Origin of the sequence: Mesorhizobium sp. WSM4989, from assembly GCF_029625795.1 — a bacterium.
Lineage (GTDB): Bacteria > Pseudomonadota > Alphaproteobacteria > Rhizobiales > Rhizobiaceae > Mesorhizobium.
Genome location: NZ_JARTVN010000002.1, coordinates 390,148 through 414,836 on the forward strand (window position 1 = coordinate 390,148; position 24,689 = coordinate 414,836).

Consider the following 24,689-nt stretch of genomic DNA (forward strand, 5'->3'; position numbering starts at 1 on the left):
CGGTCTCCTGGAAGCCATCCCATGCAAGTCAAGCGCAACGGCGACATCTCGTTCTGGTATGCGGATCTGGGCGCGGTCCCAAGCCCGCGTCCGCCCTTGCCCGGCGACATCGAAGCCGATGTTGCGATCGTCGGCGCCGGCTACACCGGGCTCTGGACCGCCTATTATCTGAAGAAGGCGAAGCCCTCGCTTCGCATAGTCCTGCTCGAACGCGAATTCGCCGGCTTCGGTGCCTCGGGGCGCAATGGCGGCTGGCTTTCGGGCGGCTTCGGCTGGTCGCGCGAAAAATATCTAAAGACCTCGACCCGGCAAGCTGTCAGCGCCATGCAGGCAGCGATGGCGGGCTGTGTCGACGAGGTGATCCGGGTGGCGACGGCCGAAGACATCGACGCCGACATCCGCCGTGCCGACAATCTGACGGTCGCCACCAATGCCGCACAGCTCCAACGTGTGCGCGAGGCGTGCGAGACGATCCGCTCCTGGGACGCCGACCCCGAGCGCATCGAATTGCTCGACGCTGCAGCCACACGCGCGCGCATCAATATCGCGAATGTCATGGGCAGCTTCGTCATCCACGGCCAGGCGCGGGTGCAGCCGGCCAAGCTGGTGCGCGGGCTGGCGGAAGCGGTCGAGCGGCTCGGCGTGCCGATCTACGAAAAGACGACCGTGACGTCGATCGCCAAGGGCAGGGTGGCCACCGACCGCGGCACGGTGCGGGCGGAAACGATAATTCGCGCGACGGAGGGGTTCACGGCCGGCATTCCCGGGGAAGAGCGGACATGGCTGGCGCTGAACAGCGCGCAGATCGTCACCGAGCCGCTGCCACAAGAACTCTGGCGCGAGATCGGCTGGGAGGGGCATGAGCTGCTCGGCAATGCGGCGCACGCCTATTGCTACGCCCAGCGTACGCGCGAGGGCCGTATCACCATGGGCGGACGCGGCGTGCCCTACCGCTATGGCTCGCGCACCGACGTCAACGGTCGGACGCAGCAGGCGACGATCGACCAGCTGCACACGATGCTGACGACGCTGTTGCCGCAGACGGCCGGGTGCCGCATCGACCACGCCTGGTGCGGCGTGCTCGGCGTGCCGCGCGACTGGTGCACGACGGTCGGCCTCGACCCCAGGACGCGCATCGGCTGGGCCGGCGGTTATGTCGGGCTGGGCGTGTCGAGCTCAAACCTCTCGGGGCGCACGCTTGCCGATCTGATCCTCGGCCAGGACACGGAGCTTACGCGCCTGCCGTGGGTCAACCGCAAGGTCAGACCCTGGGAGCCGGAACCGTTCCGCTGGCTCGGCGTCCACTCGATGTACCAGCTCTACCGCATCGCCGACCAACGCGAGGCCGCCGGGCTCAATGTCACCTCGAAATTGGCCGCCCTGGCCGACAGCATCACAGGCCACTGAGGCGGTTCGGCGTTCGCCGAACCGCTCTAACTCTTTGTTTTCGCGCAATTCCGGACGGAAAACCATTGCACACTTTCCTGAAATTGCTTTTGACACTGGAGCCTATCTTGATCGACCTTTCGACCTTCCGCGACCTCGCCACGGCCGATATCGGCGCCTTTTCACCCAAGCCGACCTCGATCGAAGGCGATCAGGTCGAAGCGGTGCGCTCGTTCTTCCAATCGCCGGATGGGACCGTCGATATCGGCATCTGGGAATGCACGCCCGGCCGCTTCACCGCCGACCGCTCGGGTTCATCCGAGATCTGCCACATCATCTCCGGTCGCGTGGAAGTGAGCCGTGCCGACGGCGAGATGCGTGAGCTGGGGCCTGGCGATCTGCTCGTCCTGCCGAAGGGCTGGAAGGGCGAGTGGCTGATTCATGAGACGACGCGCAAACTATATATGATCCACAGCGCTGGCTGATCGGAACTAGATATTCCGGGCCACAAGACGCGGGTTAGTGATCGATCGGCCCCTTGGGCGAGACCAGCGCCGTGCCGGCGGTGGTCGGGCGTTCGATCATGCGGCGCACACGCGGCGGGTTCTCGCCGCTGTGCAGCGCGCGGATGCGCTCGCCGACAACGGCGTCGGCATGGGTGGCACGCCGGTTGTGGCGGATATACTCGACCCAGGTCGGCGTGTGGTAGTGCTCGATCCAGATGCCCGGATTTTCGAGATCGCGGGCGAGCGTCCAGTTGCGGGCGCCGTCGCGGCGGCGGATGCGGCCACGCTCGGCCATGGTTGCGAGGAATTCCGGCACGTTCTCCTCGCGAATGATGTATTCGATCATGATGGCGATCGGGCCGCTGCGCGGCTTCAAATCGAGCGCCAGCATAGGCTCCTTGAACCGGTTGAGCGGATCGAGGTTGAGAGCGGTGTGCTGCGGCAGCGGCAGGATCAGGCCGATGCCGCCACCGACGAGCATGGTGACAGCGGCAACCATCAATGCAGTCTCCGCGCCATGGGCGTCGGCGACGACGCCCCAGATCCAGCTGCCCAGCGCAATGCCGCCGAAGGTTGCTGTCTGGTAGATCGACAGCACGCGCCCGACCACCCAGCGCGGCGTCGACATCTGCACCGTGACGTTGAAATGCGAGAGCGCGATCACCCAGCAGGCACCGCCGATGAGCAGGCCCGCCGACGTCTGCCAGGCATTGTCGCTGACGGCGGCGTTGAAGGCGCAAAGCGCGAAACCGGCGAAGGCGGCGCGCACCATCGTTTCGCTGGAGAGCAATTGTCTGAGCCTCACGCTGATCAGCGCACCGCCGACCGCGCCGATACCGAAGGCGCCAAGCATGATGCCGTAGGTCAGCGCGTCGCCCTTGACGACATCGCGCGCCACCAGGGGCAGCAGCGCCAGCACCGCGCCGGCGCTGAAGCCGAAGGCGAAGCCTCTCGCCAGCACCTTGCCGATGTTCGGCGACATGGCGACATAGCGCAGGCCGGCTCCCATCGCGGCGCCGAGCGATTCCCGCGGCAGGGTCGGCGCGGGCACTTCCGGCTTCCAGCGGAAAAGCACGACGATCAGGCCGATATAGCTGATGGCGTTGGCGGCGAAGGCCGCCGCCGCCCCCGCGGCGGCGACGATGATGCCGCCGATCGCCGGGCCGACGCTGCGCGTGATGTTGAAGCCCATCGAGTTGAGCGCGATCGCCGCCGGCACCTTGGCGCGCGGCACCATGTCGCCAACCGACGCCTGCCATGACGGGCTGTTCAGCGCCGTGCCGCTGTCGATCAGGAAGGTGAAGGCAAGCAGCGTCCACGGCGTCATCCAGCCGAACCAGGTGAATACGGTGAGCAGTGCCGAGACCACCAGCATGAAACTCTGCGCCACCAGCATGACCTTGCGGCGGTTGAAGCTGTCGGCAATGGCGCCGGCAACAAGCGCGAACAGCATGATCGGCAAGGTGGTCGAGGCCTGCACCAGCGCCACTTGGTAGGATGAGGTGGCGATCGTCGTCATCATCCAGGCGGCGCCCACGCCCTGGATCAAGCCGCCGAAATTCGACACAAGGCTCGCCGACCAGACGGCACGGAAGATGCCGTGCCGGAACGGCGCCAGCGCCGAGACGCGTTCGCTTTCCGGCTCGTCGTCGATCATGGTCGCTGTCCCGCCTTCATCTTGCTGTCTTGCGCTCGCCCGGCGCCATCATCGCGCGGGCGACTCGCCAAAGCATCCCGGTCCAACAACAGGAAGGCAAAGGCGAAAATGCGTCGGCGAAGCTTTAGGCCAAGCATCTTGCCGGTGTGGACCAAACTTTTGCCGGTCCGCGCGGGCGGGATGCCCGCAGCCCCAGGTCAGAAGCCGTGCTCGATGCGTTCGAAGATGACGTTGGTGAAGGCCGAGATCTGGCTGCCGATGAACGGGCCGGTCAGCGCCACGACCAGCATGATGGCGACGATCTTGGGCACGAAAGTGAGGGTGATTTCCTGAATCTGCGTCAGCGCCTGGATAAGCGCGATGCCGATACCGACGGCCATAGCCACGAGCACCACCGGCGCGGAGGCGGTAAGCACCGTCCACACCGCATATTGCACGATATCGAGGGCGTCGGCCTCGTTCATGGGCAGACCCTATGCGAAACTCTAGGCGGCCGGCTTGATCGATACGCCCGCGCCGACAGGGACCTCGGTGCCGTCCTGCAGCACCGCGATCAGGCCGCTGCTTGCGAGCTTCACCGAAGCCACGGTCCCTGTTGTCTTGCCGTCGGCGGCGGTGATCGAACGGCCGATCAGCGCGTCCGCCTGCGACAGCGCCGAGGATTGCATGATCTGGTCGAGCTTGCTGTTGGTCTGCACCGATTGCTCGACCTGCGAGAAGGTCGCGAGCTGCGCGACATATTCCGTCGAATCCATCGGCTTGGTCGGATCCTGGTTCTTCATCTCGGCGATCAGAAGCTTCAGGAACGACTGGTAGTCGACCGCCGTCTTCGAGGTCTGCTGGCTGCTGGCCTGGGTGGCGCCAACCGGGATCGTCGTTGTCATGTCCACGGCCATCTTTATGCTCCCACAGCCAGCGCGCGCGGCGCTTCCGGAATGTCGTCATTGCCGCCAAGCGCTTGGCGCTCGAGCGGATAGAGCGCGCGGATCGCCTTCAGCGCCTCGTAGATATGATCCTCGCCGACCATGCGGTCGATCTGCTTCAGCGCGCTGCAGATTTCCTGATTGTCGAAGCTTGCGATCAGCATCGGCAGCGAGCGGCGGAACATGTCGCGGGCCTCGGAGGCGCCCGGCGGGTTGATCAGCATGATCTGCACGATGAAATAGAGCTGCCTGAGCGGCGTCGAGGCCTGCTCGGCCTGGATGACGTGGCTTTCGAGCAGGAACTGAACGTCGTTCATCAGCTCGATCGTGACCTTGCGGTCGACCCGGATGACGGCGCCGTTGATGTAGATCTTCTCGTTCGGCTTCAGCGAGATCTTCAGCGTGTTGCTCATTGGATGCCGTCTCGGATGATCTGGGAGACCTCGATCAATCCTTCGAAATTGTTGGTGCGGCCCTGCCGGATGTCTTCCGTTTCGCGCAGCAGCCACAGGCCGATCGAGATCAGATTGGCGCGCAGTTCCTTGGGCAGCGCATTGTCGCTGGAGCCGAGATCCTCGACGAAGGTGGTCCAGATGCGGTTGGTGAAGTGCAGCGCCTCGACCGCCTCAATCGACTCCGGCCCAACGGAAGCAGCCGTGGACAACATGTCGATCGATCGGGTGAGCAACTGCCGCTCCCGGTCCTTGGCGTCGGCGACGGAGTCGGTCTGGATGTCGGCGTAGGAGAATTGATACATCGTCGGAGCTCTGGCGTTCCGGTGAGAGTGTCAGGTGAGATAGTTCAACAGGCTCAGTTGCTGCAGTCGCGCGGTCAAGGCGAAGGACGTTTCGATATGCTGCGTCAGGTCGGCCACGCGGGTGGCGGCCTCCGAGGGATCGACGCCTTCGAGGTCGATGATGTGCTTCTCGAACAGATCGACCTGGGTCTTCATGCGATCGCTGGCGTCGGACACGCGCTTCTGGGCGAGGCCGGCTTCGGACTGCACCTGAACGATGCCGCCGATGGCCTCGCCGACCAGCTTTTGCGCGCGACTGACGATCGTATTCTGCCCGGCCTCGCTGATGTTGCCGGCAAAGAGCGTGCCGACCATGGTGGCCGCCATGGCGAGCTTGCGGATGCCTTGCTCGTTGGCGCTGACCGATGTCTGCGTGGTCTCGTTCAATGAAATGCGGCTGGTGATCTGGTCGTCGGTGGCGTTCGACCAGTTGGCCTGCCAGCCGGAGCCCAGGAACTGCGGCTCGACCGCGGTGGTGATGAAGTCGTCCATCTGGGCGGCGGTGATGTTGGCGGCCGCGGGGTCGTTCTGGGTGAAGCCGAAATAGCTGGTGAAGGCGGCGTCGAACGCCGCCTTGGCGGGCGAGCCGGCGGCGCTGAAGTCGTCGATCGGCTTGACGTCGGTGTTGGTCCCGGCAAACAGGTATTCGCCGTTGACGCTGGTGTTGAGGATGCCCGTCATCTGCTGCAGCGCCGTGGCGCCGGCGGTCTGGGTGATGCTGGTCGAGGAGTCGCCCGATACGGCGCTGGTCAGCGCCGTCAGCAGATCCTGCGCGACATCGGAGAGCTGACCCAGCGAATCCTGTGTCGAAGTCAGACGCGCGGCGACCAGCGAGTTCGAATCGACGATGCCGTTCAACCGGTCGAGATCGCGCTGGAAGGTGACGGCCTGTGTCGTGCGCCCGCCGAGCGCCAGGCCGACATCCGCTACCTTGCCGGTCTGGGATTCGGTGGTCGCCTTGACGAGATCGGCCTGCATGCGCATCTGCTGATAGCGCAGGGCGTTGGAGATGGCGGCTGAGGAGACGGCTGTCGCTTTCATGGACTACCCCACCGCGCCCAACAAGGCGTCCAGCATGTCGTCGACGGTCTTCATCATGCGCGCCGACGCCTGATAGGTATGCTCGAGGTCGAGAAGCAGGGACATTTCCTGGTCGACATTGACGCCGGTATCGTTCGACAGCGCTTCGGCGGTGCGAGTGGACAGCGCTTCCTTCGCGTCGGCGTTGGTCGACGCCTGCTGGCGCACGCCTTCGAACCAGCCGATGGTGTTGGCCGCGTAATCCGAGACGCCGGAGCTGACCGTGATGCCGGCGGAGGTGTCGAAGGCCATCGGCTGGTCGAGCCTGTTGCCGTAGGCGATCAGCAGGTCAGAATAGGAGGCGCCGCCGCCGGTGTTGGAAACATAGGCCGCGCCGTTGGCGCCGCCGTCGCGCAGCAGCGTCGCGCTGCCGCCGGCGCTCGGGTCAAACGCGGCGTTGACGCTGATCGAGCCGGCGAGGCCGTCGACCAGGGTGCCGGCAGCGGGAATAGCCGGCGCGCCGGACCAGGTGAACAGGCCTGCGGCGTTGGGCTGAGACGGCGCGGTCTCGGCAAATGCCGTGATCAGGCCGCGCGCGATCTCGTCGAGCTGGCTCTGCATGGTCGCGGCAACGCCGTCGCGCAGCTTCAGCATGCCGGCAAGCTTGCCGTCGGCGCTGGTATTGTCGCCGGTGCCTGCAGAAAGCGGCACATTGTCGATATAGATCGTGTTGCCGGGCGTGCCGGCGGTGTAGCCGGCCGAGGGCGTGAAGGTCACCGACCGCGGCACCGTCTCGAACAGCGTCGTGCCGTCCTTGGTGGTGATGACCATGTCGTTGTCGCCGCGCGTGAAGGTCGAGACCGGGACATATTCGGCGATCTTCTTGAGAAGCGCGTCCCGCTGGTCGAGCGCGTCCGACACATCCGTGCCGGAGCGCGTGCCGGCGATGACGGCCTTGTTGGCGTCCTGGAACTGGCTGAGCAGCGAGTTGAGGTCGTCGACGGCGGTGGCGATCTGGCCGTCCGTCTGGGTGCGGAAATCCTGGATCGCCGTGGTGCCGTCGTTCAGCGAGCTCACCACCTGCTTGGCCGCGTCGATGACGCTGGCGCCGAGATTCTGGTTCGACGGCGTGGTGGCGTAGAGCTGCAGCGCCTGCTGCAGATTGCCGATCGCGGTCGACGCAGACGATGCATTGTCGACACCATTAACCGATAGGTCGAGCTGATCCATGCCGCTGTAAAGCGCGCTCTGGCCGCTCCATGCCGACAGCGCGGAAAGGTTCTGCCGGAACAGAAGATCATTGGCGGCGCGCTGTATCTCCACCGATCGCGCGCCGGGCGCCGTGCTGGTGACGACGGCGACGCGACGGGCATAGTCCGGGTTGGACGCGTCGGCCACATTGCGCGACACGACGCTGGTTTGCTTGGATGTGGCCAGGAGCGCCGACTGGGCGATGCTTAATGCGGTGGAAAGCGACATGCGGGTCTTTCACGGGCTGGCGCCCGATGGGGTTATCTCTTCAGGTTGACCAGGACGTCCATCAGGTCGGAACCGGTCTGGAAGACCTTCGAGTTGGCGGTGTAGCTGCGCTGCGCCGCAATCATGTTGGTCAGTTCCTCGGCGATATCGACATTGGAATTTTCGAGCGCGCCCGAGACAACCGAGCCAAGCTTTCCTTCATTGGCAAAGCCGATGCGAACAGCGCCTGAGTCCGCGCTCTGCACATAGACGTTGCCCGGCATCGCGGTGAGGTTGTCGGGGCTCTGAACGTCGGCCAGCGGGATCTTGTAGAGCGGCTTGGTGGAGCCATCCTCGAATTGGGCGTAGATGACGCCGTCCTGGCTGATCTGGATCTTTTCGATCGTGCTCGGCGCATTGCCGTTGACGTTGGCGTCGGAGACCGTGAAGCCGGTTCCGAGTTGCGTCAGCTTGGAGAGGTCGAGGTTGAGAGTCGACCCGTTCGGCACCGTGAAGGACACGCCGGTAGTCGCGCCGGTGAGCTTGCCGGTGGTGGTGTCGAAGGTGAGATTGGCCGAACCCAGCGCGCCGCCCGCATAGGGGAACGACGTGCCGGCCGTGGCCTTCGACTGATCGAACACCGAGACCTGCCAGGTGCCGGTGCCGGTGTTGGTGAAATAGACGTCGAGCAACACCTTGTTGCCGAGATTGTCGTAGGCGACCAGCGACGATTTCGACGTGTATTGTGACGAGGTGCTGTTGTCGGTGGGTAGGTTGCCGGCGGTGACAGCGGTGGCGCCAGCCGGCAGGTTGCCGGTGAATGTCCCTTCCGTGCTCGGCGTCGCCGTCATCTCCTGATCGGAAATCTGCACCGGCACGAGGCCTTCGAAGCCGTTGGCGGTCGCGGCCGGATCGCCGTTGGCGTAGCTGTAGGCCATCAGCTGGTAGCCGGCGGCGTTGACGAGGCGTCCTTGAGCGTCCGGAACGAAGGCGCCGGCGCGGGTGAGATAGGGCGTTCCGCTCGGGTCCTGCACGACGAAGAAGCCGTCGCCGTTGACGGCGAGGTCGGAGACCGAAGTGGTGTATTGCAGAACACCCTGCGAGCTGACGGCCGAGCGGATCGTCGTCGTGACGCCACCCGAATTATAGGCGCCGCCGGTGCTGGGCATGATCAGCGTCGAGAATTCGGCGGAGGAGCGCTTGTAGCCGGTGGTGTCGGAATTCGCGATGTTGTCGGCCACCGTGGACAAGCGGTTGGCCTGGGCGTTCATACCGGAGACGCCGGTGCGCATCATTCCGTAGAGGCTCATCGATACATCTCCTCGGTGCCTTTCTGAGAGGCTACAAAACTAAGCCTCGTGTCTTGCGCGAGGCTGGCGCGGGATGTGCCGGCGACGACCATCAAAACACTAGCCGGTAGCCGAGGAACCTCTTGGAATCGATCGGGTCGTGGCCGAGCTTCTCACGCAATTTCTTGCGCAGCTTCGAGATGTGGCTCTCCACCACGTTCTCCTCGACCTCCTCGTCGAAGATGCCGTAGATGGCGTTGAACACCTGCGTCTTGGTCACGCGCCGGCCGCGATTGCTGGCCAAATACTCCAGGATGCGCCGCTCGCGACGCGGCAGCGGCAGCGGCTCGCCGTCGATCTCCGGGTCGCGCCCATCCATGAAGATGCGCATCGAGCCGACCTCGGTGTAGGCGGCCTCTTCGCGGGCGCGGCGGCGGATGGCGGTGATGCGGGCGAGGATCTCGCGGATGTGCACGGGCTTGCGGACGACGTCGTCGACGCCGCTCTCGAAGAGCCTGAGCGTGTGTTCCAGCGAGTGCTGTTCACTGAGCGCGATCACCGGCGCCCCGGTGCGGTCGCGGATCTGGCGCGGCGAGATGGCGCCCTCGCGGCAGTCGCCGATAAGGAAAGCCCTGACCGATCTTAAATCCGTGTCGGCGGCAGAGTTCACCCACTCGCCGAACTCGCCTGGCGCGAAGCCGGCGGTGGCGACGCCCTCGCGATCGAAAAGTGAGCTGTAGCCCTCAGTTACGAGCTCGCGCTCATCAACGATCACGATCATCGGCCCGCCCTCCGAATCATCTCACTTGCCCCGTGCGGAAAGCGGTATCCGGTGCGGTGAATCCTGAAAAACCGTCATTTCTTGTAGCTATTTTCTTGGGAGTTTTTTTGGGAGCCGTAATAAAGCCGGCCGTGAAGGGTCAATTCGCGGCACTGGATAGAGGGCTGCCGGCTGCCGCTGTGAACCCCCTCGCGGCGGACTAAAGGGCATATCTTGTGCAACTATTGGTTGCAGAACGCGCTGGCGTTCGGCGTCCATTTGCCGAAGCCGGTGGCGACCATGTTGGCGATGACGCGGCAGACATAGACCTTCTGCGCCGGGTCGTTGTCGGGGCCGGCATGATAGCGGGCGACGGCCATCGACCAAGTCATGTGGCGCGCGTGGAGGCTCGCCAGGAAGCGCGCGGCGTAGTCGACGTTCTGGTGCGGGTCTAGCATGTCCTCGACGCTGCGGAACTGCGCGCCATGATAGCGATGATTGATCTGCATGCAGCCGAGATCGATCAGCGTCTTGCCCTCGCGGCGGGCATTCTCGAACGTCGCCAGCGCTTCGCCCCTGCTGCGCGGAAAAACAGCCTTTCCTTCTACATTCAAAGCATTGGGCTGAAGGCTGCCCTTCTTTCCCGTTTCGGTCAGGCCGACCGCGTAAAGGATACCGGCCGGCACGCCATAGCGATCGGCGGCGCGCAGGATTTCCGGCTCGCAAGGATTGGGCGCGGCTTTGGCGACGGTCGCGGCCAGACTAGATATAGATATCGTCGCCAGCGCGCTCGCGAAGAGGCGAAGCAGCGCGGCCGAATTCCTGTGCGCCATTGCCGTTGTTCCTTCCCGGTTGCCGATCGCCGCCGGCGCTGTTGCCGCCCGAGTTCCCGGGCTGGAACGAAGGCTGTTCGCGGCCCGTGGACATCGGCGGCGCGCCGCTCGCTTCGACGCGACCGGCCGAATGGACCGCTATCGAGGGTTGCATGATGGTGACGTGATCGACGTCGAAACCAAGACTGCGGAGCGACTTGACGATGGCGTCGCTGTCGGCGGTCAGCCGGCGGTACGCCTCGTGCGTTTCCGGCTTCATCTCGATCGAAAGTTGCTCTCCGGAAAGACGCAGGCTGGCGGTGACCGTGCCGAGGTCAGCCGGGTGGAGTTCGATCTTCAGGACATGTGTCGAAACGGCAACAGAGTTGGTCGCGTGCGAGCCGATCGGGCCGCTCGAGTAGGCCTGCTGAACGCCGCTGTCCGAGGCGATCGCCTCGGCCAGCGCCGATACCGTCTGGCCGAAGGCGTTTTGGGCCGGCGCGGGGAAGCTCTGCTGGCTGACCACATCCAGGCGGCCGGCGGCGGAGGATGGCTTGGCTTGATTGTTCGATGCGAGGGCTTGCGCCGTTTGCGCGGTCTTCTGGGCGGCCGCCGGACGCCAGCCTTGCGGCGTCGTTGCGTCGGTTGCGGCTCCTTGCGTTCCAGACAGGATGTCGTCCTTGCGGATTGACATGTCCGGGCCCGGACCAGCGCCGGCCGGTTTCTGTCCGAAATCGGGCCCGGGCTTCTCGGTCGCCATCGTCGCGCGACCGGATCGCGGCAACGGCTCGCTGCCTTCGGAAGCGTCGGCCAACATGCGTTTGCCTTGACGGATCGCCAGCTGCGAAGACGCGGCCTGGCCGATCGAGGGCTGGGTTCCTGCCTCTCCCTCGACAGAAGATCCACCGCGCTCGGCATTTGTCGACGTTGCGAAGTGGCGGATGTCGCCCAGCGCGATTAGCAGGGGCAAACCGTCCTTAAGCGGAGCGCTATCTGACGATTGCGCCGCCGCATCGACATCGTCCGTGGCCTTTGAGTGGTCAGTCTCGGCGCCATTCTTCGCGGCCTTTGCGGCCGCTGGCTTCGGGGCGGCAGTCTTGTTCTGGCCATCCTGATCGGGTCGTGGCTTGGGCGAACCGGCGAGGGCGCGCCGCGTCGGATCGCCATCGGAAGACACAGGTTCGGCCGGCTGCTTGCCCTGCCGGGCCGATTTTTCGGCGTCATGCACCATCTCGCCAAAATTCGAGCCAGGTTCCTTGCCGTCGGCAGGATGCTGCCGCGATTGGACGTGGGCGGATGCAAGTCCCGGCGTGGCCTGGCTCACGCTGTTCATTTGGGCGCTGGTCATTTGGGAGCGGCTCCGAGTAGCTGGTCGATCTGGTCGAGCTGGCGGCGCGCTTTGAGCATCGCGGCATCGGTGGGATCGTGCGGATCGAGGCTTGCTGCGGCCGCCGGCGTGGATGCAGGCGGCACGGATGGCGTTTCGGGCTGCGCAGGAGCGGAGGCTTGAGCCTCGGCCGCGGCCTGAGCCGTCGTCGGCGGAGCCGGCGGCGCGGACGCTGCGGCCGGCGCGTCCGCCGGCTTCACCGGGGCCGGCTGCTCGGCCATCGCGCCCTCCACCGGCGGCAACCCTTCGGAGTCGGCCTGGCTCGCAGCCTCGGTTTCAGCGGGTTTCGCGGCATCGCTCTTTGCCGGACCCGCGGCCTCCGTCTCATTCATGACGGCCGCACGCACGGGAGCGACGACCTCGCCGGCAATGGCCTGTGCCGCATCGAGCAAAGCGCGGTCGCTCTCCGAAAGCTTGCCGCGATCAATCGTGCCGAGCCTCGCGCGCACATCGTCGATCGTGGCCGATGTCACCGTGGAGAGACTCGAATAGAGCACTGCGCGCGGGTCGTCCTGATTGCCTTTGCCGTTGCGGCCCTGCTCGACCCGGGCCGAGGCGAAGGCGGAGAGGTCGCTCAGCCCGTCGATCGCGGCGCGGCGCGCGATGCGCAGATAAATCACCTTCTCGCGCTCGGGGTCCATCATCGAGGTGATGTCTGCGAGCTTGTCTTGGCTGATCGACATGTGCAGCGCAATCACACCGGAGACGAAGGAATCGGCGAACTGGCTGGCATAGGGGGAATAGAGATAGCCGGCGACATATTGCGTCGAGGCAAGCGCGAAGCGCGCGGCGTCGCCTTGTGTCGCTGCGAGGCCGACCGAGCGGCGAAGCGCTGCCTCCTCGACCAGTGTGCCGGGGCTGAGCAGGCGGGCCTCGTCCAGCAGGGTCAGCGCCGTTGCGGGTTCATCGGTCGCAAGCAGCGAGCCCTTGACCAACGCCAGGAGGGCGCCGAGGTCGGCGGGCACGCTCATCGGGTCGATCGGCTTCAGGATTTCGATTGCCGCGGCCGGCCTGCCGTTGAGATAGGCGACGACCCCTTTGGCGATGGCGAGGCTTTGCGGGTCGGTCGCCGCGCGCGAAGCTGCCGCCTTGACAGTGACGGGATTGCCGCCGCTCATGCCATAGACGAGCAGAGCGCGGAAATTCTTCGGGTCCTTGAAATCGCCGGCATCGGCGGCGCGAAGCCTCGCATCGGTCATTTCCAGCAGCTTGGCCTGCATCGGCAGCGCCGCATGATCGCCTCCGGCGATGCGGTCCTGGACCAACTGCAGCGAGCGCACCAGCTGGTAAGGCTGCAGGCCGTCATCCTGTGCAAAAGCGGCAGCGGGCGATCCTGCGGCGAGCAGCAGCAGCCCGACTGCGCGGCCGATGGCGGTTCTGACCCTCATCCGCCGGTCGCCATCAGGATCTCGATGCGGCGGTTGGCGGCGGCCAGCGGATCGGACGCGATCTTGGGCTGGCGGTCGGCGAAGCCCGCGACCTCGGTGATGCGGCTTTCGTCGACGCCGCCGCGCACCAGCATGTAATAGGCGGAGTGGGCGCGGGCGGTGGACAGCCGCCAGTTGTCGTAGGCGTCGCTGCGGAACGGCCGCGCATCGGTATGGCCGCCGATGGTGATGGTGCCCTTCTTCTCGTTGACGATGCGGCCGATCTTCTCCATCGCCAGCACCATCTCGCGGCGCGGCACGGCCGAGCCGATCTCGAACATGCCGAAGTCGAGCTGATCGGTGATCGAGATGACGACGCCCTTGCCGGTTGCCTCGACGGAGACGCCCTCGGCCAGCTTTTCACCGGGCGCAAAAGCCTTGGCCAGTTCCTGCTTGATTTCGGCGGCCGCCTTGAGGGCGGCGCTGCTCGGGACATTCTCTCCCTTTTCGGAGGCTTGCTTCGGCTCCGCCTTTGCCGGCTCGGCCGTCGCCGCTTCGGCCCCTGCGGCTCCCGGCATCGCAGCATCGGTAGCAGCGGCCTCCGCCTTTTCGGCTTCTGCCTTTTCAGCTTGGGCTTTCTCGCCCTTGACCGCCTTGCCTTCGGACTTCCCGACTTTCGTGTCACCGTTCGATCCGGCGACCACCTTGGCACCGGGTTTTTCCGGCGTGGCCAACGGCTCGAGCGGCGCATCCAACTGCGGCGGTGCCGGCGGAGCGGCCTTGACTTTCGGAACATCGGTCTCGGCGACCTTCTCGCCGGGCCTGGCCGGATCGCCTTCGATCCTCCTGCGTTCGGCGCTGGCCTCGGCGCCGGGTGTCGCAACCTGCTGCGACCAGAAGTCCGGCGCGAAAGGATCGCGATAGGATTCGCCGCCGGAAGCGCCGGTCGCCGGACCGGCGTTCTGAGCGCCGCCTTCACCCTTGGCGCTGACATTCTGCATCACGCCGGTATCGGTGGCGATCTCCGACAGCACGGCATAGGGATCGGCAAACAGATGCTCGTCGGAGAGATCGGATTTCTGCGAGGCCTCCTTCGTCTGCCTGCGGTCGGAGGAGCCGGCGCCGCCCTTGCCGTCCTCGCCGGCCTTGCTCGCGCCATCCTGCGGATTGTCGGCGGTGAGGCCAACCTTGCTCGGGCCGTCGCCAAGGTCTTCCAGGCCCTTGCGGCTGGAATTGCGATCGATCAGCTCGACCGGGTTGAAATAGCTGGCGACCGCCGCCTTGGTCTGCTCGTTGGCGGCGTTGATCAGCCACATGACGAGAAAGAAGCACATCATGGCGGTCATGAAGTCGGCAAAGGCGATCTTCCAGACGCCGCCATGATGGCCGTCGTCATGACCGTCGTGGTTCCGCTTGACGATGATGATCTCGTGCCTGGCCTCGCCGTGGTCGATGGCGCTCATGATAGGACCTCCGACAGGGAAGCCGACCATTCGGCGATGCGCGTCTCGAAGACGGTTTCATCGATGGTCACGGTCAGGTCGAAGCCGGCGGCCTCGGTGAAATCGAGATTGGCCGCGCGATCTCCGAGCGACGCCTTCAGCGGCTCGAACAGCGACAGCGGCCCGCGCACGCCGATACGCACCGCCTCACTGTCGGCAATCGCGGCGCTTACGGTACGGGCAAGAGCTTCGATCGAGCGCTCCTGCAGATCATCGCTGACCACGCCGCCGATGATGCGGGCGACGGTGGCGGCGGTGAGCTCGGCCACGCGCGCTTCCATGGCATCGATCCGTGTCGCGACCGCCGCCCCCAGATCGCCGCCGAAGCTTTTGAGGAACGCCTTTGCCGCATCGTCATTGGCCTGGCGTTCGGCCTCGAGGGCCGCCTCGTGGGCGGCCGCGAGCCGCGCCCCGAGTGCTGCTTCCGCATCGGCCACCGCCTCGGCGATCAGCGCGCCGATGTCGGCCTGCGGTGGCGATATGTCTGGCTTGCGCTCGATGTCAGGCGCTGACGGTGCCTGGCCGGCGCGCGGGGCGCGCGAACCGAAATCGGGCAGGAGATCGAAAAGGGCCGCCGAAGCCATGGCTTAACCCGCGGCTTCCGGGGCGGCCGCCCATTTGCGCAAGATCTGGGCCGTGCGTTCCTCGTTGAGGTCGACCATGCGTGCTAGCCGTTCCTGCGGCGCAGGCCTGATCTTCTGGCGCAGGTCGTCGAGCGGAGTGGCGCCCGGCCGGGCGCCCGGCAGCGCGCCGACGGCCGTGTCGGCTGCGATTGCGGCCACCGGCGCGTCGGGGGTCGGCAGCGAGCGCTGGACATCGTCGAAGCTCGGGCCGGCGAGGGCCGCGGGCTTGGCCGACGCCGTCAGCGCGGCCGCCATCGGCCGCAGGCCGAAGAAGGCGACCAGGAACACGACGACGATGAAGGCGCCGGCATTGATCAGCGTGCCGGTGTATGTGCCGATCGAGGCGAGGATGCCCGGCTGGTCGATCGGCTCACCGTCCAGCCCGTCGATGAACTCGACCGCCGATACATCGATGACGTCGCCGCGCTTCTCCTCAAAGCCAGTGGCGGAGGCCACCATCTTCTGGATATCGGCGACGCGCTTGGCAATCTGCTCGGGGGTGGCGTCCTTGCCGAGGATGGTCTTCAGCCGATCCTGGTTGACGACGACGGCGATCGACATCTTGGTCACCGAGTAGCCGTTGGAAACGGTAGCGATCTTCTTGGAGTTGATCTCGTAGTTGGTGATCTCCTCCTTGCGGTCGTTCTGCGAGGAGGACTGCGGCCCTTCAGTCGTGGTCGTCTGCGTCTCGGGCAGGTTCTGCTCGACGCTCGTCGGGTTCGAGGCCTGCTTCTGGTTGCTGGCCTCGTTGGTGCGCACCGACTGCACCGAACGCTCGACGCGGGATTCGGGATCGAAGATCGTTTCTTCGGTCTGGCGGGTGTCGGTATTGACGTCGGCCTTGACGCTGGCGCGGAAATTGTCGGGGCCGAGATAGGGCGTCAGCGCGCGGCGGATGTTGTCGCCGATCTGCGCCTCGACCGTCTGCTCGACGCCGAGCGTGCGGGCCGCGCTTGTGTTGGAAGTGTCGTCGCCGGCGGCGAGCAGATTGCCGTTGGAATCGAGCACGGTCACCTTGTCGGCCGACAGGCCGGGAACCGCTGCGGCGACGAGGTGGCGGATCGACTGGGCGCTCTTTTCGGCATCGACGCCGGCATAACGGATGACCACCGAGGCCGAGGGCTGCTGCTCGTCGCGGCGGAAATTGGCGCGCTCGGACATGACGATGTGTACGCGCGCCGCCTTGACGCCGGCGATCGACTGGATGGTGCGCGCGATCTCGCCTTCCAGCGCACGCACGCGGGTGATCTGCTGCATGAACGAGGTGAGGCCGAGCGAGCCGACATTGTCGAACAGCTCGTAGCCAGCGTTGGCGCTGGTCGGCAGGCCCTTTTCGGCCAGCAGCATGCGCGCCTGCGCGGTGGTGCCGGCCGGCACCAGCACCGATGTTCCGTCGGCGCCGACATCGAAGCCGATGCCGGCCTCGCCCAGCACCAGGCCGATCTGGTTCACGTCGCTGCGGTCGAGCCCGACATAGAGCGTCTCGTAGGCCGGACGGTTGAGATAGACCGAGCCGACGCCGATGACGGCCATGACCAGCGCGGCGATGCCGCCCATGAGAGCGAGACGCCTGACGCCGAAGCCGCGGAGGTTCGCGATGAGGCTCTGGATCTGTTCCGGCACGATTCAACCGCTCCCAGCATGACTTTCCGCCGGAAGACTAGACCGCGAAGCTTGTGCGAGGATGATAGTGCGCGCGGCCAGGGGCTATACGAGGCCCGAACGGCCCGGAGGCAGCAGTCTGACGCGCAAGAAAAAGGCCGCGCCCGAGACGCGGCCTTGCGATGGAAGGGTTGCCTCAGCGGAAATATCAGCTCTTGAACAGGGCCAGTATCGACTGCGAGTTGCCGTTGGCGATCGACAGCGCCTGGATGCCGAGCTGCTGTTGCACCTGGAGCGCTTGCAGGCGGGTCGATTCCTTGTTCATGTCGGCATCGACGAGGGCACCGACGCCCTTGTCGATCGAATCGGACAGGTTCGACAGGAAGCTCTGCTGGGTGTCGATGCGCGACTTGGCGGCGCCAAGGTAGGCAGCGCCGGTGGAGAGCTTGGCAAGCGCCGTTTCAACGCTGTCGAGCGCGGTGTCGACGGCGGTGTCGGAAACGGCCGCGGCACTTGGATCGAAGAAGGTCGTCGCAAGCAGCCCGCCGACGATGCCGCCCGTGCCGGCGGTGTCGAGAACCTGCGTGTCGGTCGCTGCCACGTCGATGGTGTCGATGGAGACGGTCGTGCCGGTGCGGTTGTACGAAGCCACGACATGCAGATCCGAGGCGGCCGTGCCGTCATTCTGCAGCAGGTTCGAACCGGCATAGCTGGCATTGGTGACCGACGACCTGATCTGGTCCTGGATGGCCTTGATTTCGGTCGCGATCTTCTGCTGGTTGTCCTGACTGGCGCCGCGCGCGGTGACCAGCTTGGCCTTGATCGCGTCGACCTGGTCCTTGATGTCGGTGATGGCGGTGTAAGCTGTGTCGACCTTGCCGGCGCCGAGGCCGAGCGCGTCCTGGACGGCCGAGAGCGCCTTGTTGTCGGACCGCATCGAGGTGGCGATCGACCAGTAGGCGGCGTTGTCGGAAGCGGTGGCGACACGGTAGCCGGTCGAGATGCGGCCCTGCGTCGTCTCAAGCGCCTTGTTGGTGGCGTTGAGGCTCTGCAGCGCGGTGAGCGCGGCGGCGTTGGTCATGATGCTTGCCAAGATACACCCCTTCTCAAAGCAGGCATGCCTCGCGCATGCCGGTCAACTCTCTGGCGGGGGCGGTCATGCCTGTCGACCGTCGGTCGGCCCGTCATAGCGATTGGTTAACCATAGCTAGCGCGTCACAGTTAACGGCGCGTTAAAAGCCAGCCTTGAAACCGCGGTGCGGTAATATTTCTCGAGGGAAGAGGCGCGCCTCGGAGGGGCAGCAGCATCAAAAATGAAAATCGAGCCGCGCTGGTGGCGCGACCCGACAAAGATGCCTGAAGTTCGCTGGGCGATCAGCCGCGGAAGAGCGACAGGATCTGCTGAGAGTTGCCGTTGGCGATCGACAGCGCCTGGATGCCGAGCTGCTGCTGCACCTGGAGGGCCTGCAGGCGGGTCGATTCCTTGTTCATGTCGGCGTCGACCAGAGCGCCGACGCCCTTGTCGATCGAGTCCGACAGGTTCGACAGGAAGCTCTGCTGGGTATCGATGCGCGACTTTGCGGCACCGAGCGAGGCGGCGCCGGTGGACAGCTTGCCGAGCGCCGTTTCAACGGTGCCGAGCGCGGTGTCGATAGCGGTGTCGGCGACGGCGGCGGAGCTCGGATCGAAGAAGGTCGTCGCAAGCAGACCGCCGACGATGCCGCCGGTGCCCGCCGTGTCGAGGACCTGCGTGTCGGCAGAGGCCACCTTGATGGTGTCGATGGTGACGGTCGAGCCGGTGCGGTTGTACGAAGCAACGATGTTCAGATCGGAAGCAGCCGTGCCGTCGTTCTGCAGCAGGTTCGAGCCGGCGAAGTTGGCGTTGGTGACCGACGACTTGATCTGATCCTGGATGGCCTTGATTTCGGTCGCGATCTTCTGCTGGTCTTCCTGGCTGGCGCCGCGGGCGGTAACCAGCTTGGTCTTGATCAGGTCGACCTGATCCTTGACGTCGTTGATGGCGGTGTAGGCGGTATCGACCTTGCCGGCGCCGAGGCCGAGCGAGTCCTGAACGGCCGAGAGCGCCTTGTTGTCCGACTTCATCGAGGTGGCGATCGACCAGTAAGCGGCGTTGTCGCTGGCGGTGGCGACACGGTAACCGGTCGAAATGCGGGACTGGGTGGTCTCGAGCTGCTTGTTGGTGTTGTTCAAGCTCTGCAGCGCGGTCAGCGCAGCGGAATTGGTCATGATACTGGACATGATACTCGTACCTTGGTTTTTACACGGATTTTTTTGACATACCGGCTTGTCCGGTATGACGGTGCGGCATCATGCCCATGATCGCTGAGACCCGATCACCCGCCATCTGGAGCGGACTATGCGGGCAACTTCCTACCAAACGGCTAAACTGGACGGTTAATCCAAAATAATTCGCGCGGGCCTTAGCAGGCGAAGCCTTAAGTGTCGTCCTGGAGCCCGGCGGGGCGATCAGGTAAACGATCGCACCAGGCTGCCGACCAGAAGGTTCCAGCCGTCGATCAGCACGAAAAACAGGATCTTGAACGGCAGGGAAACCACCGTCGGCGGCAGCATCATCATGCCCATCGCCATGGTCACGGTGGCGACGATGAGATCGATCACCAGGAACGGCAGCACGATCAGAAAACCGATCTCGAAGCCGCGCCTGATTTCCGAGATCATGAAGGCGGGCACCAGAATGCGCAGGTCCACGGTGTCGCGCGAGACAGTCTGGCCGCGCTCGCGGGCGAGATCGGCAAAAAGATCGAAATCCTTGTCGCGCACATTGTGCAGCATGAAGCTGCGGAACGGATCCGAGATCTTCTCGAAGGCCTCGGCCTGGGTGATCTGGTTGTCCATCAGCGGCTTGACGCCCGTGTTCCAGGCCTGGTCGAAGGTCGGCGCCATGACATAGAAGGTCATGAACAGCGACAGCGAGATCAGGATCAGGTTGGCCGGGGTCGACTGCAGGCCGATGCCGGCGCGCAGAATCGAGAAGGCGATGACGAAGCGGGTGAAGCTCGTCACCATGATCAGCAGGCCCGGCGCCACCGAAAGCACGGTGAGCAGCCCGAACATCTGGATGAGATAACCGACCGTGGTGCCGTCGGCCTTGCCTATGCCGCCGAGATCGAGCTGCTGGGCCGCGGCGACAGAGGTGGTGACGACGATGAGCGCCGTGGCGATGAGGAACTTTCTCATTCGAGCAGCATCGTCCTGATGAGAACCTGTTTGACGTGGCCGCCGCTGCGCAGCGCCGCACGCTCGTCGAGATCGGCCTTGAGATGCTGGTAGCCGCTGGCGCCTTCGATCTGATGCATCTTCAGCGTGCGCACGAACGCCAGCAGGTCCTGATGGATCTGCTCGGTCATTTCCTGCGGCTGCGGCGCGTCGTAGAGCACCGATGCCTCCAGCCTTATCCAGATTTCGCTAGGTGCGGCGAGATTGGTGGTGATCGGCGCCAGTTGGACCACCGTCGGTCCGGCGATCTGTTTGCCCACTTCGGCCGACTTCTCCGGGTTGCCGGCGTTCTCAGGTGCGGCAGGAACAGGCGCCGGGGCTTCTCCCTGCTTGAGATAGCCGCCCGAGAACCAGCCCATGCCGACGGCCGCGCCCGTCATGGCCAAGAGCATGGCGAGCTGGACCACAAGGGAAGGTCCCTTCTTGGACTGAGCCTGCTCGACGTTTGCCACGACAGCGATCTCCCCGCCTAGAAAGGAAGAACCTGGTCGAGGATCTGCTGACCGTAGGCCGGCTGCTGGACCTCGCTCACGCGGCCGCGTCCGCCATAGGAGATACGTGCCTCGGCGATGCGCTCGTAGGGGATGGTGTTTTCGGCGCCGATATCGGAGGGACGCACCATGCCAGCGATGGTGAGGACCCGAAGTTCGTAATTGACGCGCACTTCCTGCGAGCCCCTGATCATCAGATTGCCGTTGGGCAGCACTTCGGTGACGACGGCGGCGACATTGAGCTCGAGATTCTCCGAGCGATTGATCTCGCCGTCGGCGTTGGTCTCGGTGCTGGAGCTCAAGCCGGCATCGCCCTTGCCGCTGGTGCTCTTGCCGTCCCAACCGAGCGTCACGTCGTAGCCGAGCTTGCGCGCGGCGGTGCGGCTGCGGTCGTTCTTATTCTTGAAATTGGCCTTGTCGTTGAGCTTGATGTTGACGGTCAGGATATCGCCCTCGCGTAGCGCCCGCGGATCGGTGAAAAGCCTGCTCTGGCGATCATCCCAAAGCGAGAATTTCTTGACGGGTCTCGCCGGCGGCTCCGGATAGGAGTAGGGGGCAGCGCCGCCATTGCCGATGCCGGAGCCGACCGGTGAGAGCGCAGGCTCCCGGCCGACTTCCTTGAGGTCGGTGCCGCAGCCGGACAGTGCCGCGACCGCGACAAGGACGAGCAATTTCAACTTCATGACGGATCAACCCTTCGCGCCGCGCTGGCCATGATGCCGGTGAGCGTCGCCGCCGCCTTCTGGTCCATTTCGTTGAGGATGACGCCGGCCTTGCGCGCATCGAGCTTCATCAGGATGGCCGCAGCGAGCTCGGCGTTGACCATTGCCAGGCGCTCGGCCGCGGCGTCTGGCTTCATGCCGGCATAGATCTTGACGACGCTCTCTTCGGCGCGCGCCAGGAATACCTCGCGTCGCTTCAGCCACTGCTCGTACTCGGAACGTTTCGTCTCCAGGGCTTTCATGCGCTCGTCGATGCCTGCCTGGAGCTGCTTCAGCTCCTCGGCCTGCAAGGCGTAGCGGCGGTCGCGAGCTGCATCGGCGATGTTGGAGCAGAAGCGCTGGATCTCGCTCTCGTCCGGCGCCTTGCCGCGCGCGAGATCAGCCGGCTGGGCCGGGGCCTGTCCGCCGGGCAGCACCTGGCGGACTTCTTCCGCGCGACCCGGAGTGCCGCCCATCAGCGCAGCGATCGAGACAGCGGCTAGTAGCTTCATGGTCGTATGAAGTCTCGGGCGACGATGCGGGTTTGAGGAGAAGAGCTCGATCATCGGCATGCCTATTGGAGAACCAGGTCGGCCTGCAGGGCGCCGGCCGACTTGATGCCTTGCAGGATGGCGATGATGCCGTCGGGCTTCACGCCGAGACGGTTGAGACCGGAAACGAGCGTTTCAAGGTCGGGGCCGTCGAGCACGGCGACGCGGGCGTCGGGTCGCGAGGCCTCGATGGCGGTGAAGGGCTCGACCGCCGTCTCGCCCTTGGAGAAGGGCTCCGGCTGAACCACTTTCGGCGCCTCGGTGATGCGCACGGTGAGAGTGCCGTGGCTGATGGCGACGCGCGAGATCTTGACGTTGTTGCCGATGACGATGGTGCCGGTGCGCTCGTCGATGACGACGCGGGCAGGCGCATCCGACTCGACGACCAGGTTTTCGATCTCGGCATAAAAGCGCGCGGCCGATACGTTCTTCGGCCGTCTGATCTGCACGGTGCGGGCATCGCGCTCGGCCGCAACCCGCATGCCGAAGCGCTGCGAGGTGTAGTCGTTGATGGCGTCCGCGATGCGGATGGCGGTTGAGAAATCGGGATTGCGCAATTGCAGCGTCAGCACGCCCTGGTCGTCGAACTCGGCGGGCACCGAGCGCTCGACGATGGCGCCGTTCGGCACGCGGCCGGCGGTGGGCACGCCTTGCGTCAGCTGCTCGGCCTGGCCCTGGGCGGTGAAACCGCCCACGATCACCGAGCCCTGGCCGACGGCGTAGATCTCGCCGTCCGCGGCCTTGAGCGGCGTCATCACCAGCGTGCCGCCGGCAAGCGAGGTGGCATCTCCCATCGAGGAGACGTCGATGTCGATGCGCGCGCCCGACTGGACGAAGGGCGGCATGTTGGCGGTGACGATGACGGCGGCGACGTTCTTGGCGCGCGCGCTGCCACCTTCGGTGGCGATGCCGAGGTTCTCCAGCATGGCGCGGATCGACTGTTCGGTGAACGGCGAGTTGCGCAGGCTGTCGCCGGTTCCCGCCAGGCCGATGACCAGGCCGTAGCCGACGAGCTGGTTGTCGCGCGCGCTCTGCAGCTGGGCAATGTCCTTGATGCGCGCGGCGACCTGGCCGGGCGGCAGCGTGCTCGGTCCCGTCGAGACGCGGAACATGCGGTTGGTGGTGGCCGGATCGTATTCCGGATCGTCGTAAACGCCGCCATTTTTCTGCGCAAGTTCGCGCTTGGCCTTGGACGTGAGCCCATCGGCCAATGCGGGCTGAAGACCGATCGCGGCGCTCAGCAGAAGGGCAAAGACGCGCCTCACGATGCGCCGACTCGAATCGTGCCGTCGGCCATTACTGTGCCGGAAATGATCTTGCCGCTGTCGACATTGCGAATTTTGATGAGGTCGCCGGCGGCGCCCGGCTGCAGCGTGACGCCCGCGGCCGAGATGGTCAGCGCTCCGGCGGTGAAATAGACCTGCACCGAGGCACCCTGCTCGACCAGCCAGGCATCGCGGATCGCGGCCGCCGGAATGTAGCGGCCGGGCACGAGGGTGCGCTTGGCGACCTTGCCCTGAAGTTCCTCGGAGCGCGTCGCCATTCCGTCCGGCTTGTGCTTGCCCGGGACAAGCGTCACCTGCTTCAGCGCCGCAAGCTCGATCGTCTCGCCGGGATAGATGACCCGGTTGGGGATCAGCACGGCTTCGCCGACCGCTTGATTGGCGGCGAGCTGGTTGGCCGACTCCCCGGATCGCAAGGGAGATGGGCCCGTCTCTTGCGCAAGCGCCGGCACGCCGACGACCACCAGCGCAAGGGCCAGCACGGCGCGACGAAAAGCAGGGCAGGAAGCCGGCATGGCCATCGTCGGTTACCTGATGTTCTTTGAGACCACCGAGGCCATGTCGTCAGCGGCCTGGATGACCTTCGAGTTCATTTCATAGGCGCGCTGCGCCGAGATCAGCTCGGTGATTTCCTTGACCGGATCGACGTTGGAGGACTCCAGATAGCCCTGCTCGATGGTGGCGAAGCCCGGATCGCCTGGAACGCCGACATTGGCCGGGCCAGAGGCCGCCGTCTCCTGGAACAGATTGTCGCCGAGCGGCGCCAGGCCCGCCTCATTGGCGAAGTTGGCGATCTGAAGCTGGCCGAGAAGCTGAAGGTCGGTCTGGCCGTCGATACGGGCAAAGACCTGGCCGGTCTTGTTGACGATGACCTCGACCGCGTCGGTCGGCACGGTGATCGCCGGAATGACGGTGGCGCCGTCGGCGGTGACCAGCTGCCCGGTGGCATTGGTGTTGAAGGCACCGGCGCGGGAGTAGAGCGTGCTGCCGTCGGCGCCCTCGATCTGGAACCAGCCGCGGCCGGTCAGCGCCAGGTCGAAGCTGTTGCCCGTGCTGGTCAGCTCGCCCTGTGTATGGACGTTGCGCACGGCCGTCGTCTTGACGCCGAGGCCGATCGAAACGCCCTCGGGCACAAGCGAGGTGTTGGAGCGGTTGGGCACCCCTTGGGTGCGATCGACCTGGTAGAGCAGGTCGGAGAATTCGGCGCGCGCCCGCTTGTAGCCGGTGGTGTTGATGTTGGCGATGTTGTTGGCGATGACTTCCAGATTGGTTTGCTGGGCGTTCATGCCGGTCGCGGCGATGGCAAGGGCTTTCATG

Annotated in this window: 26 protein-coding genes; 2 read left to right on the forward strand and 24 right to left on the reverse strand. The window is 65.2% G+C overall.

Annotated elements, in window-relative coordinates:
• The first annotated feature begins 21 nt into the window (after positions 1-21).
• Entirely contained in the window at positions 22-1,407 is a 1,386-nt protein-coding gene (locus P9217_RS14610; RefSeq protein ID WP_278087126.1) for an FAD-binding oxidoreductase, read from the forward strand.
• A gap of 107 nt (positions 1,408-1,514) precedes the next feature.
• Entirely contained in the window at positions 1,515-1,871 is a 357-nt protein-coding gene (locus P9217_RS14615; RefSeq protein WP_067326033.1) for a cupin domain-containing protein, read from the forward strand.
• Between the two features lie 34 nt (positions 1,872-1,905).
• Here P9217_RS14615 and P9217_RS14620 read toward each other — a convergent pair whose 3' ends face one another.
• The 24 genes from P9217_RS14620 to flgG all read right to left on the reverse strand — a co-directional run bounded on the left by P9217_RS14620 (position 1,906) and on the right by flgG (position 24,688).
• Entirely contained in the window at positions 1,906-3,549 is a 1,644-nt protein-coding gene (locus tag P9217_RS14620; RefSeq protein WP_278087127.1) for an MFS transporter, read from the reverse strand.
• Positions 3,550-3,746: 197 nt separating this feature from the next.
• Positions 3,747-4,013, reverse strand: coding sequence for a flagellar biosynthesis protein FliQ (gene fliQ, locus P9217_RS14625; protein WP_027165133.1), 267 nt, complete (start codon positions 4,011-4,013; stop codon positions 3,747-3,749).
• A gap of 21 nt (positions 4,014-4,034) precedes the next feature.
• A complete protein-coding gene (flgD, locus tag P9217_RS14630) occupies positions 4,035-4,445 on the reverse strand; it encodes a flagellar hook assembly protein FlgD (protein WP_067326039.1) in 411 nt (136 codons plus the stop codon).
• Positions 4,446-4,447: 2 nt separating this feature from the next.
• Positions 4,448-4,885 carry a flagellar biosynthesis repressor FlbT gene (flbT, locus tag P9217_RS14635; RefSeq protein WP_095800447.1) on the reverse strand — a complete coding sequence of 146 codons (438 nt, stop codon included), beginning with the start codon at positions 4,883-4,885 and terminating at the stop codon, positions 4,448-4,450.
• Positions 4,882-5,229, reverse strand: a complete 348-nt coding sequence (gene flaF / locus P9217_RS14640; RefSeq protein WP_067002429.1) for a flagellar biosynthesis regulator FlaF — start codon at positions 5,227-5,229, stop codon at positions 4,882-4,884. Before flaF ends, flbT begins: the two co-directional genes overlap by 4 nt.
• 30 nt (positions 5,230-5,259) lie before the next feature.
• Positions 5,260-6,309 (reverse strand): flagellar hook-associated family protein, encoded by a 1,050-nt coding sequence (locus P9217_RS14645; RefSeq protein WP_278087128.1) that lies wholly within the window; start codon positions 6,307-6,309, stop codon positions 5,260-5,262.
• 3 nt (positions 6,310-6,312) lie between these two features.
• On the reverse strand, positions 6,313-7,767 hold the full coding sequence (gene flgK, locus P9217_RS14650; protein WP_095823398.1) for a flagellar hook-associated protein FlgK: 1,455 nt from the start codon (positions 7,765-7,767) through the stop codon (positions 6,313-6,315).
• Between the two features lie 32 nt (positions 7,768-7,799).
• Entirely contained in the window at positions 7,800-9,056 is a 1,257-nt protein-coding gene (locus tag P9217_RS14655; protein ID WP_067002423.1) for a flagellar hook protein FlgE, read from the reverse strand.
• 91 nt (positions 9,057-9,147) lie between these two features.
• Complete coding sequence (locus tag P9217_RS14660) at positions 9,148-9,816, reverse strand: response regulator transcription factor (protein WP_067002421.1); 669 nt, start codon at positions 9,814-9,816, stop codon at positions 9,148-9,150.
• A gap of 221 nt (positions 9,817-10,037) precedes the next feature.
• Positions 10,038-10,628, reverse strand: a complete 591-nt coding sequence (locus P9217_RS14665) for a transglycosylase SLT domain-containing protein (RefSeq protein ID WP_278087129.1) — start codon at positions 10,626-10,628, stop codon at positions 10,038-10,040.
• Positions 10,558-11,955: a flagellar hook-length control protein FliK gene (locus P9217_RS14670; protein WP_278087130.1), complete on the reverse strand. Its 1,398-nt coding sequence runs from the start codon at positions 11,953-11,955 to the stop codon at positions 10,558-10,560. Before P9217_RS14670 ends, P9217_RS14665 begins: the two co-directional genes overlap by 71 nt.
• Entirely contained in the window at positions 11,952-13,382 is a 1,431-nt protein-coding gene (locus tag P9217_RS14675; protein WP_278087131.1) for a chemotaxis protein MotC, read from the reverse strand. The genes P9217_RS14670 and P9217_RS14675 overlap by 4 nt, the downstream gene beginning before the upstream one ends.
• Entirely contained in the window at positions 13,379-14,824 is a 1,446-nt protein-coding gene (locus P9217_RS14680; RefSeq protein WP_278087132.1) for a MotB family protein, read from the reverse strand. Before P9217_RS14680 ends, P9217_RS14675 begins: the two co-directional genes overlap by 4 nt.
• Positions 14,821-15,447, reverse strand: coding sequence for a hypothetical protein (locus P9217_RS14685; RefSeq protein WP_127241319.1), 627 nt, complete (start codon positions 15,445-15,447; stop codon positions 14,821-14,823). The genes P9217_RS14680 and P9217_RS14685 overlap by 4 nt, the downstream gene beginning before the upstream one ends.
• 3 nt (positions 15,448-15,450) lie before the next feature.
• Positions 15,451-17,109 carry a flagellar basal-body MS-ring/collar protein FliF gene (gene fliF / locus P9217_RS14690; RefSeq protein WP_095823391.1) on the reverse strand — a complete coding sequence of 553 codons (1,659 nt, stop codon included), beginning with the start codon at positions 17,107-17,109 and terminating at the stop codon, positions 15,451-15,453.
• Positions 17,110-17,296: 187 nt separating this feature from the next.
• Complete coding sequence (locus P9217_RS14695; RefSeq protein ID WP_067002412.1) at positions 17,297-18,181, reverse strand: flagellin; 885 nt, start codon at positions 18,179-18,181, stop codon at positions 17,297-17,299.
• A 281-nt stretch (positions 18,182-18,462) separates the two neighbouring features.
• On the reverse strand, positions 18,463-19,347 hold the full coding sequence (locus P9217_RS14700) for a flagellin (RefSeq protein ID WP_067002410.1): 885 nt from the start codon (positions 19,345-19,347) through the stop codon (positions 18,463-18,465).
• Positions 19,348-19,575: 228 nt separating this feature from the next.
• Positions 19,576-20,307 carry a flagellar type III secretion system pore protein FliP gene (gene fliP / locus P9217_RS14705; protein WP_095777164.1) on the reverse strand — a complete coding sequence of 244 codons (732 nt, stop codon included), beginning with the start codon at positions 20,305-20,307 and terminating at the stop codon, positions 19,576-19,578.
• Positions 20,304-20,798, reverse strand: a complete 495-nt coding sequence (locus tag P9217_RS14710; protein WP_095823390.1) for a flagellar basal body-associated FliL family protein — start codon at positions 20,796-20,798, stop codon at positions 20,304-20,306. The genes fliP and P9217_RS14710 overlap by 4 nt, the downstream gene beginning before the upstream one ends.
• A gap of 17 nt (positions 20,799-20,815) precedes the next feature.
• Positions 20,816-21,520 (reverse strand): flagellar basal body L-ring protein FlgH, encoded by a 705-nt coding sequence (gene flgH / locus P9217_RS14715; RefSeq protein WP_067002405.1) that lies wholly within the window; start codon positions 21,518-21,520, stop codon positions 20,816-20,818.
• Positions 21,517-22,050, reverse strand: coding sequence for a MotE family protein (locus P9217_RS14720; protein ID WP_278087134.1), 534 nt, complete (start codon positions 22,048-22,050; stop codon positions 21,517-21,519). Before P9217_RS14720 ends, flgH begins: the two co-directional genes overlap by 4 nt.
• 62 nt (positions 22,051-22,112) lie before the next feature.
• Complete coding sequence (locus tag P9217_RS14725; protein WP_127216564.1) at positions 22,113-23,354, reverse strand: flagellar basal body P-ring protein FlgI; 1,242 nt, start codon at positions 23,352-23,354, stop codon at positions 22,113-22,115.
• Entirely contained in the window at positions 23,351-23,893 is a 543-nt protein-coding gene (flgA, locus tag P9217_RS14730; protein WP_095823388.1) for a flagellar basal body P-ring formation chaperone FlgA, read from the reverse strand. The genes P9217_RS14725 and flgA overlap by 4 nt, the downstream gene beginning before the upstream one ends.
• A 6-nt stretch (positions 23,894-23,899) precedes the next feature.
• Positions 23,900-24,688: a flagellar basal-body rod protein FlgG gene (gene flgG, locus P9217_RS14735; RefSeq protein WP_067002397.1), complete on the reverse strand. Its 789-nt coding sequence runs from the start codon at positions 24,686-24,688 to the stop codon at positions 23,900-23,902.
• Between the last annotated feature and the right edge of the window lies 1 nt (position 24,689).

Excerpts from the sequence above, each read along its gene's own strand:
- P9217_RS14610 (WP_278087126.1), top strand. The coding sequence starts at position 22 with ATGCAAGTCAAGCGCAACGGCGACATCTCGTTCTGGTATGCGGATCTG.
- P9217_RS14620 (WP_278087127.1), bottom strand. The coding sequence starts at position 3,549 with ATGATCGACGACGAGCCGGAAAGCGAACGCGTCTCGGCGCTGGCGCCG.
- fliQ (WP_027165133.1), bottom strand. The coding sequence starts at position 4,013 with ATGAACGAGGCCGACGCCCTCGATATCGTGCAATATGCGGTGTGGACG.
- flgD (WP_067326039.1), bottom strand. The coding sequence starts at position 4,445 with ATGGCCGTGGACATGACAACGACGATCCCGGTTGGCGCCACCCAGGCC.
- flbT (WP_095800447.1), bottom strand. The coding sequence starts at position 4,885 with ATGAGCAACACGCTGAAGATCTCGCTGAAGCCGAACGAGAAGATCTAC.
- flaF (WP_067002429.1), bottom strand. The coding sequence starts at position 5,229 with ATGTATCAATTCTCCTACGCCGACATCCAGACCGACTCCGTCGCCGAC.
- P9217_RS14645 (WP_278087128.1), bottom strand. The coding sequence starts at position 6,309 with ATGAAAGCGACAGCCGTCTCCTCAGCCGCCATCTCCAACGCCCTGCGC.
- flgK (WP_095823398.1), bottom strand. The coding sequence starts at position 7,767 with ATGTCGCTTTCCACCGCATTAAGCATCGCCCAGTCGGCGCTCCTGGCC.
- P9217_RS14655 (WP_067002423.1), bottom strand. The coding sequence starts at position 9,056 with ATGAGCCTCTACGGAATGATGCGCACCGGCGTCTCCGGTATGAACGCC.
- P9217_RS14660 (WP_067002421.1), bottom strand. The coding sequence starts at position 9,816 with ATGATCGTGATCGTTGATGAGCGCGAGCTCGTAACTGAGGGCTACAGC.
- P9217_RS14665 (WP_278087129.1), bottom strand. The coding sequence starts at position 10,628 with ATGGCGCACAGGAATTCGGCCGCGCTGCTTCGCCTCTTCGCGAGCGCG.
- P9217_RS14670 (WP_278087130.1), bottom strand. The coding sequence starts at position 11,955 with ATGACCAGCGCCCAAATGAACAGCGTGAGCCAGGCCACGCCGGGACTT.
- P9217_RS14675 (WP_278087131.1), bottom strand. The coding sequence starts at position 13,382 with ATGAGGGTCAGAACCGCCATCGGCCGCGCAGTCGGGCTGCTGCTGCTC.
- P9217_RS14680 (WP_278087132.1), bottom strand. The coding sequence starts at position 14,824 with ATGAGCGCCATCGACCACGGCGAGGCCAGGCACGAGATCATCATCGTC.
- P9217_RS14685 (WP_127241319.1), bottom strand. The coding sequence starts at position 15,447 with ATGGCTTCGGCGGCCCTTTTCGATCTCCTGCCCGATTTCGGTTCGCGC.
- P9217_RS14700 (WP_067002410.1), bottom strand. The coding sequence starts at position 19,347 with ATGTCCAGTATCATGACCAATTCCGCTGCGCTGACCGCGCTGCAGAGC.
- fliP (WP_095777164.1), bottom strand. The coding sequence starts at position 20,307 with ATGAGAAAGTTCCTCATCGCCACGGCGCTCATCGTCGTCACCACCTCT.
- flgH (WP_067002405.1), bottom strand. The coding sequence starts at position 21,520 with ATGAAGTTGAAATTGCTCGTCCTTGTCGCGGTCGCGGCACTGTCCGGC.
- P9217_RS14720 (WP_278087134.1), bottom strand. The coding sequence starts at position 22,050 with ATGAAGCTACTAGCCGCTGTCTCGATCGCTGCGCTGATGGGCGGCACT.
- flgA (WP_095823388.1), bottom strand. The coding sequence starts at position 23,893 with ATGGCCATGCCGGCTTCCTGCCCTGCTTTTCGTCGCGCCGTGCTGGCC.
- flgG (WP_067002397.1), bottom strand. The coding sequence starts at position 24,688 with ATGAAAGCCCTTGCCATCGCCGCGACCGGCATGAACGCCCAGCAAACC.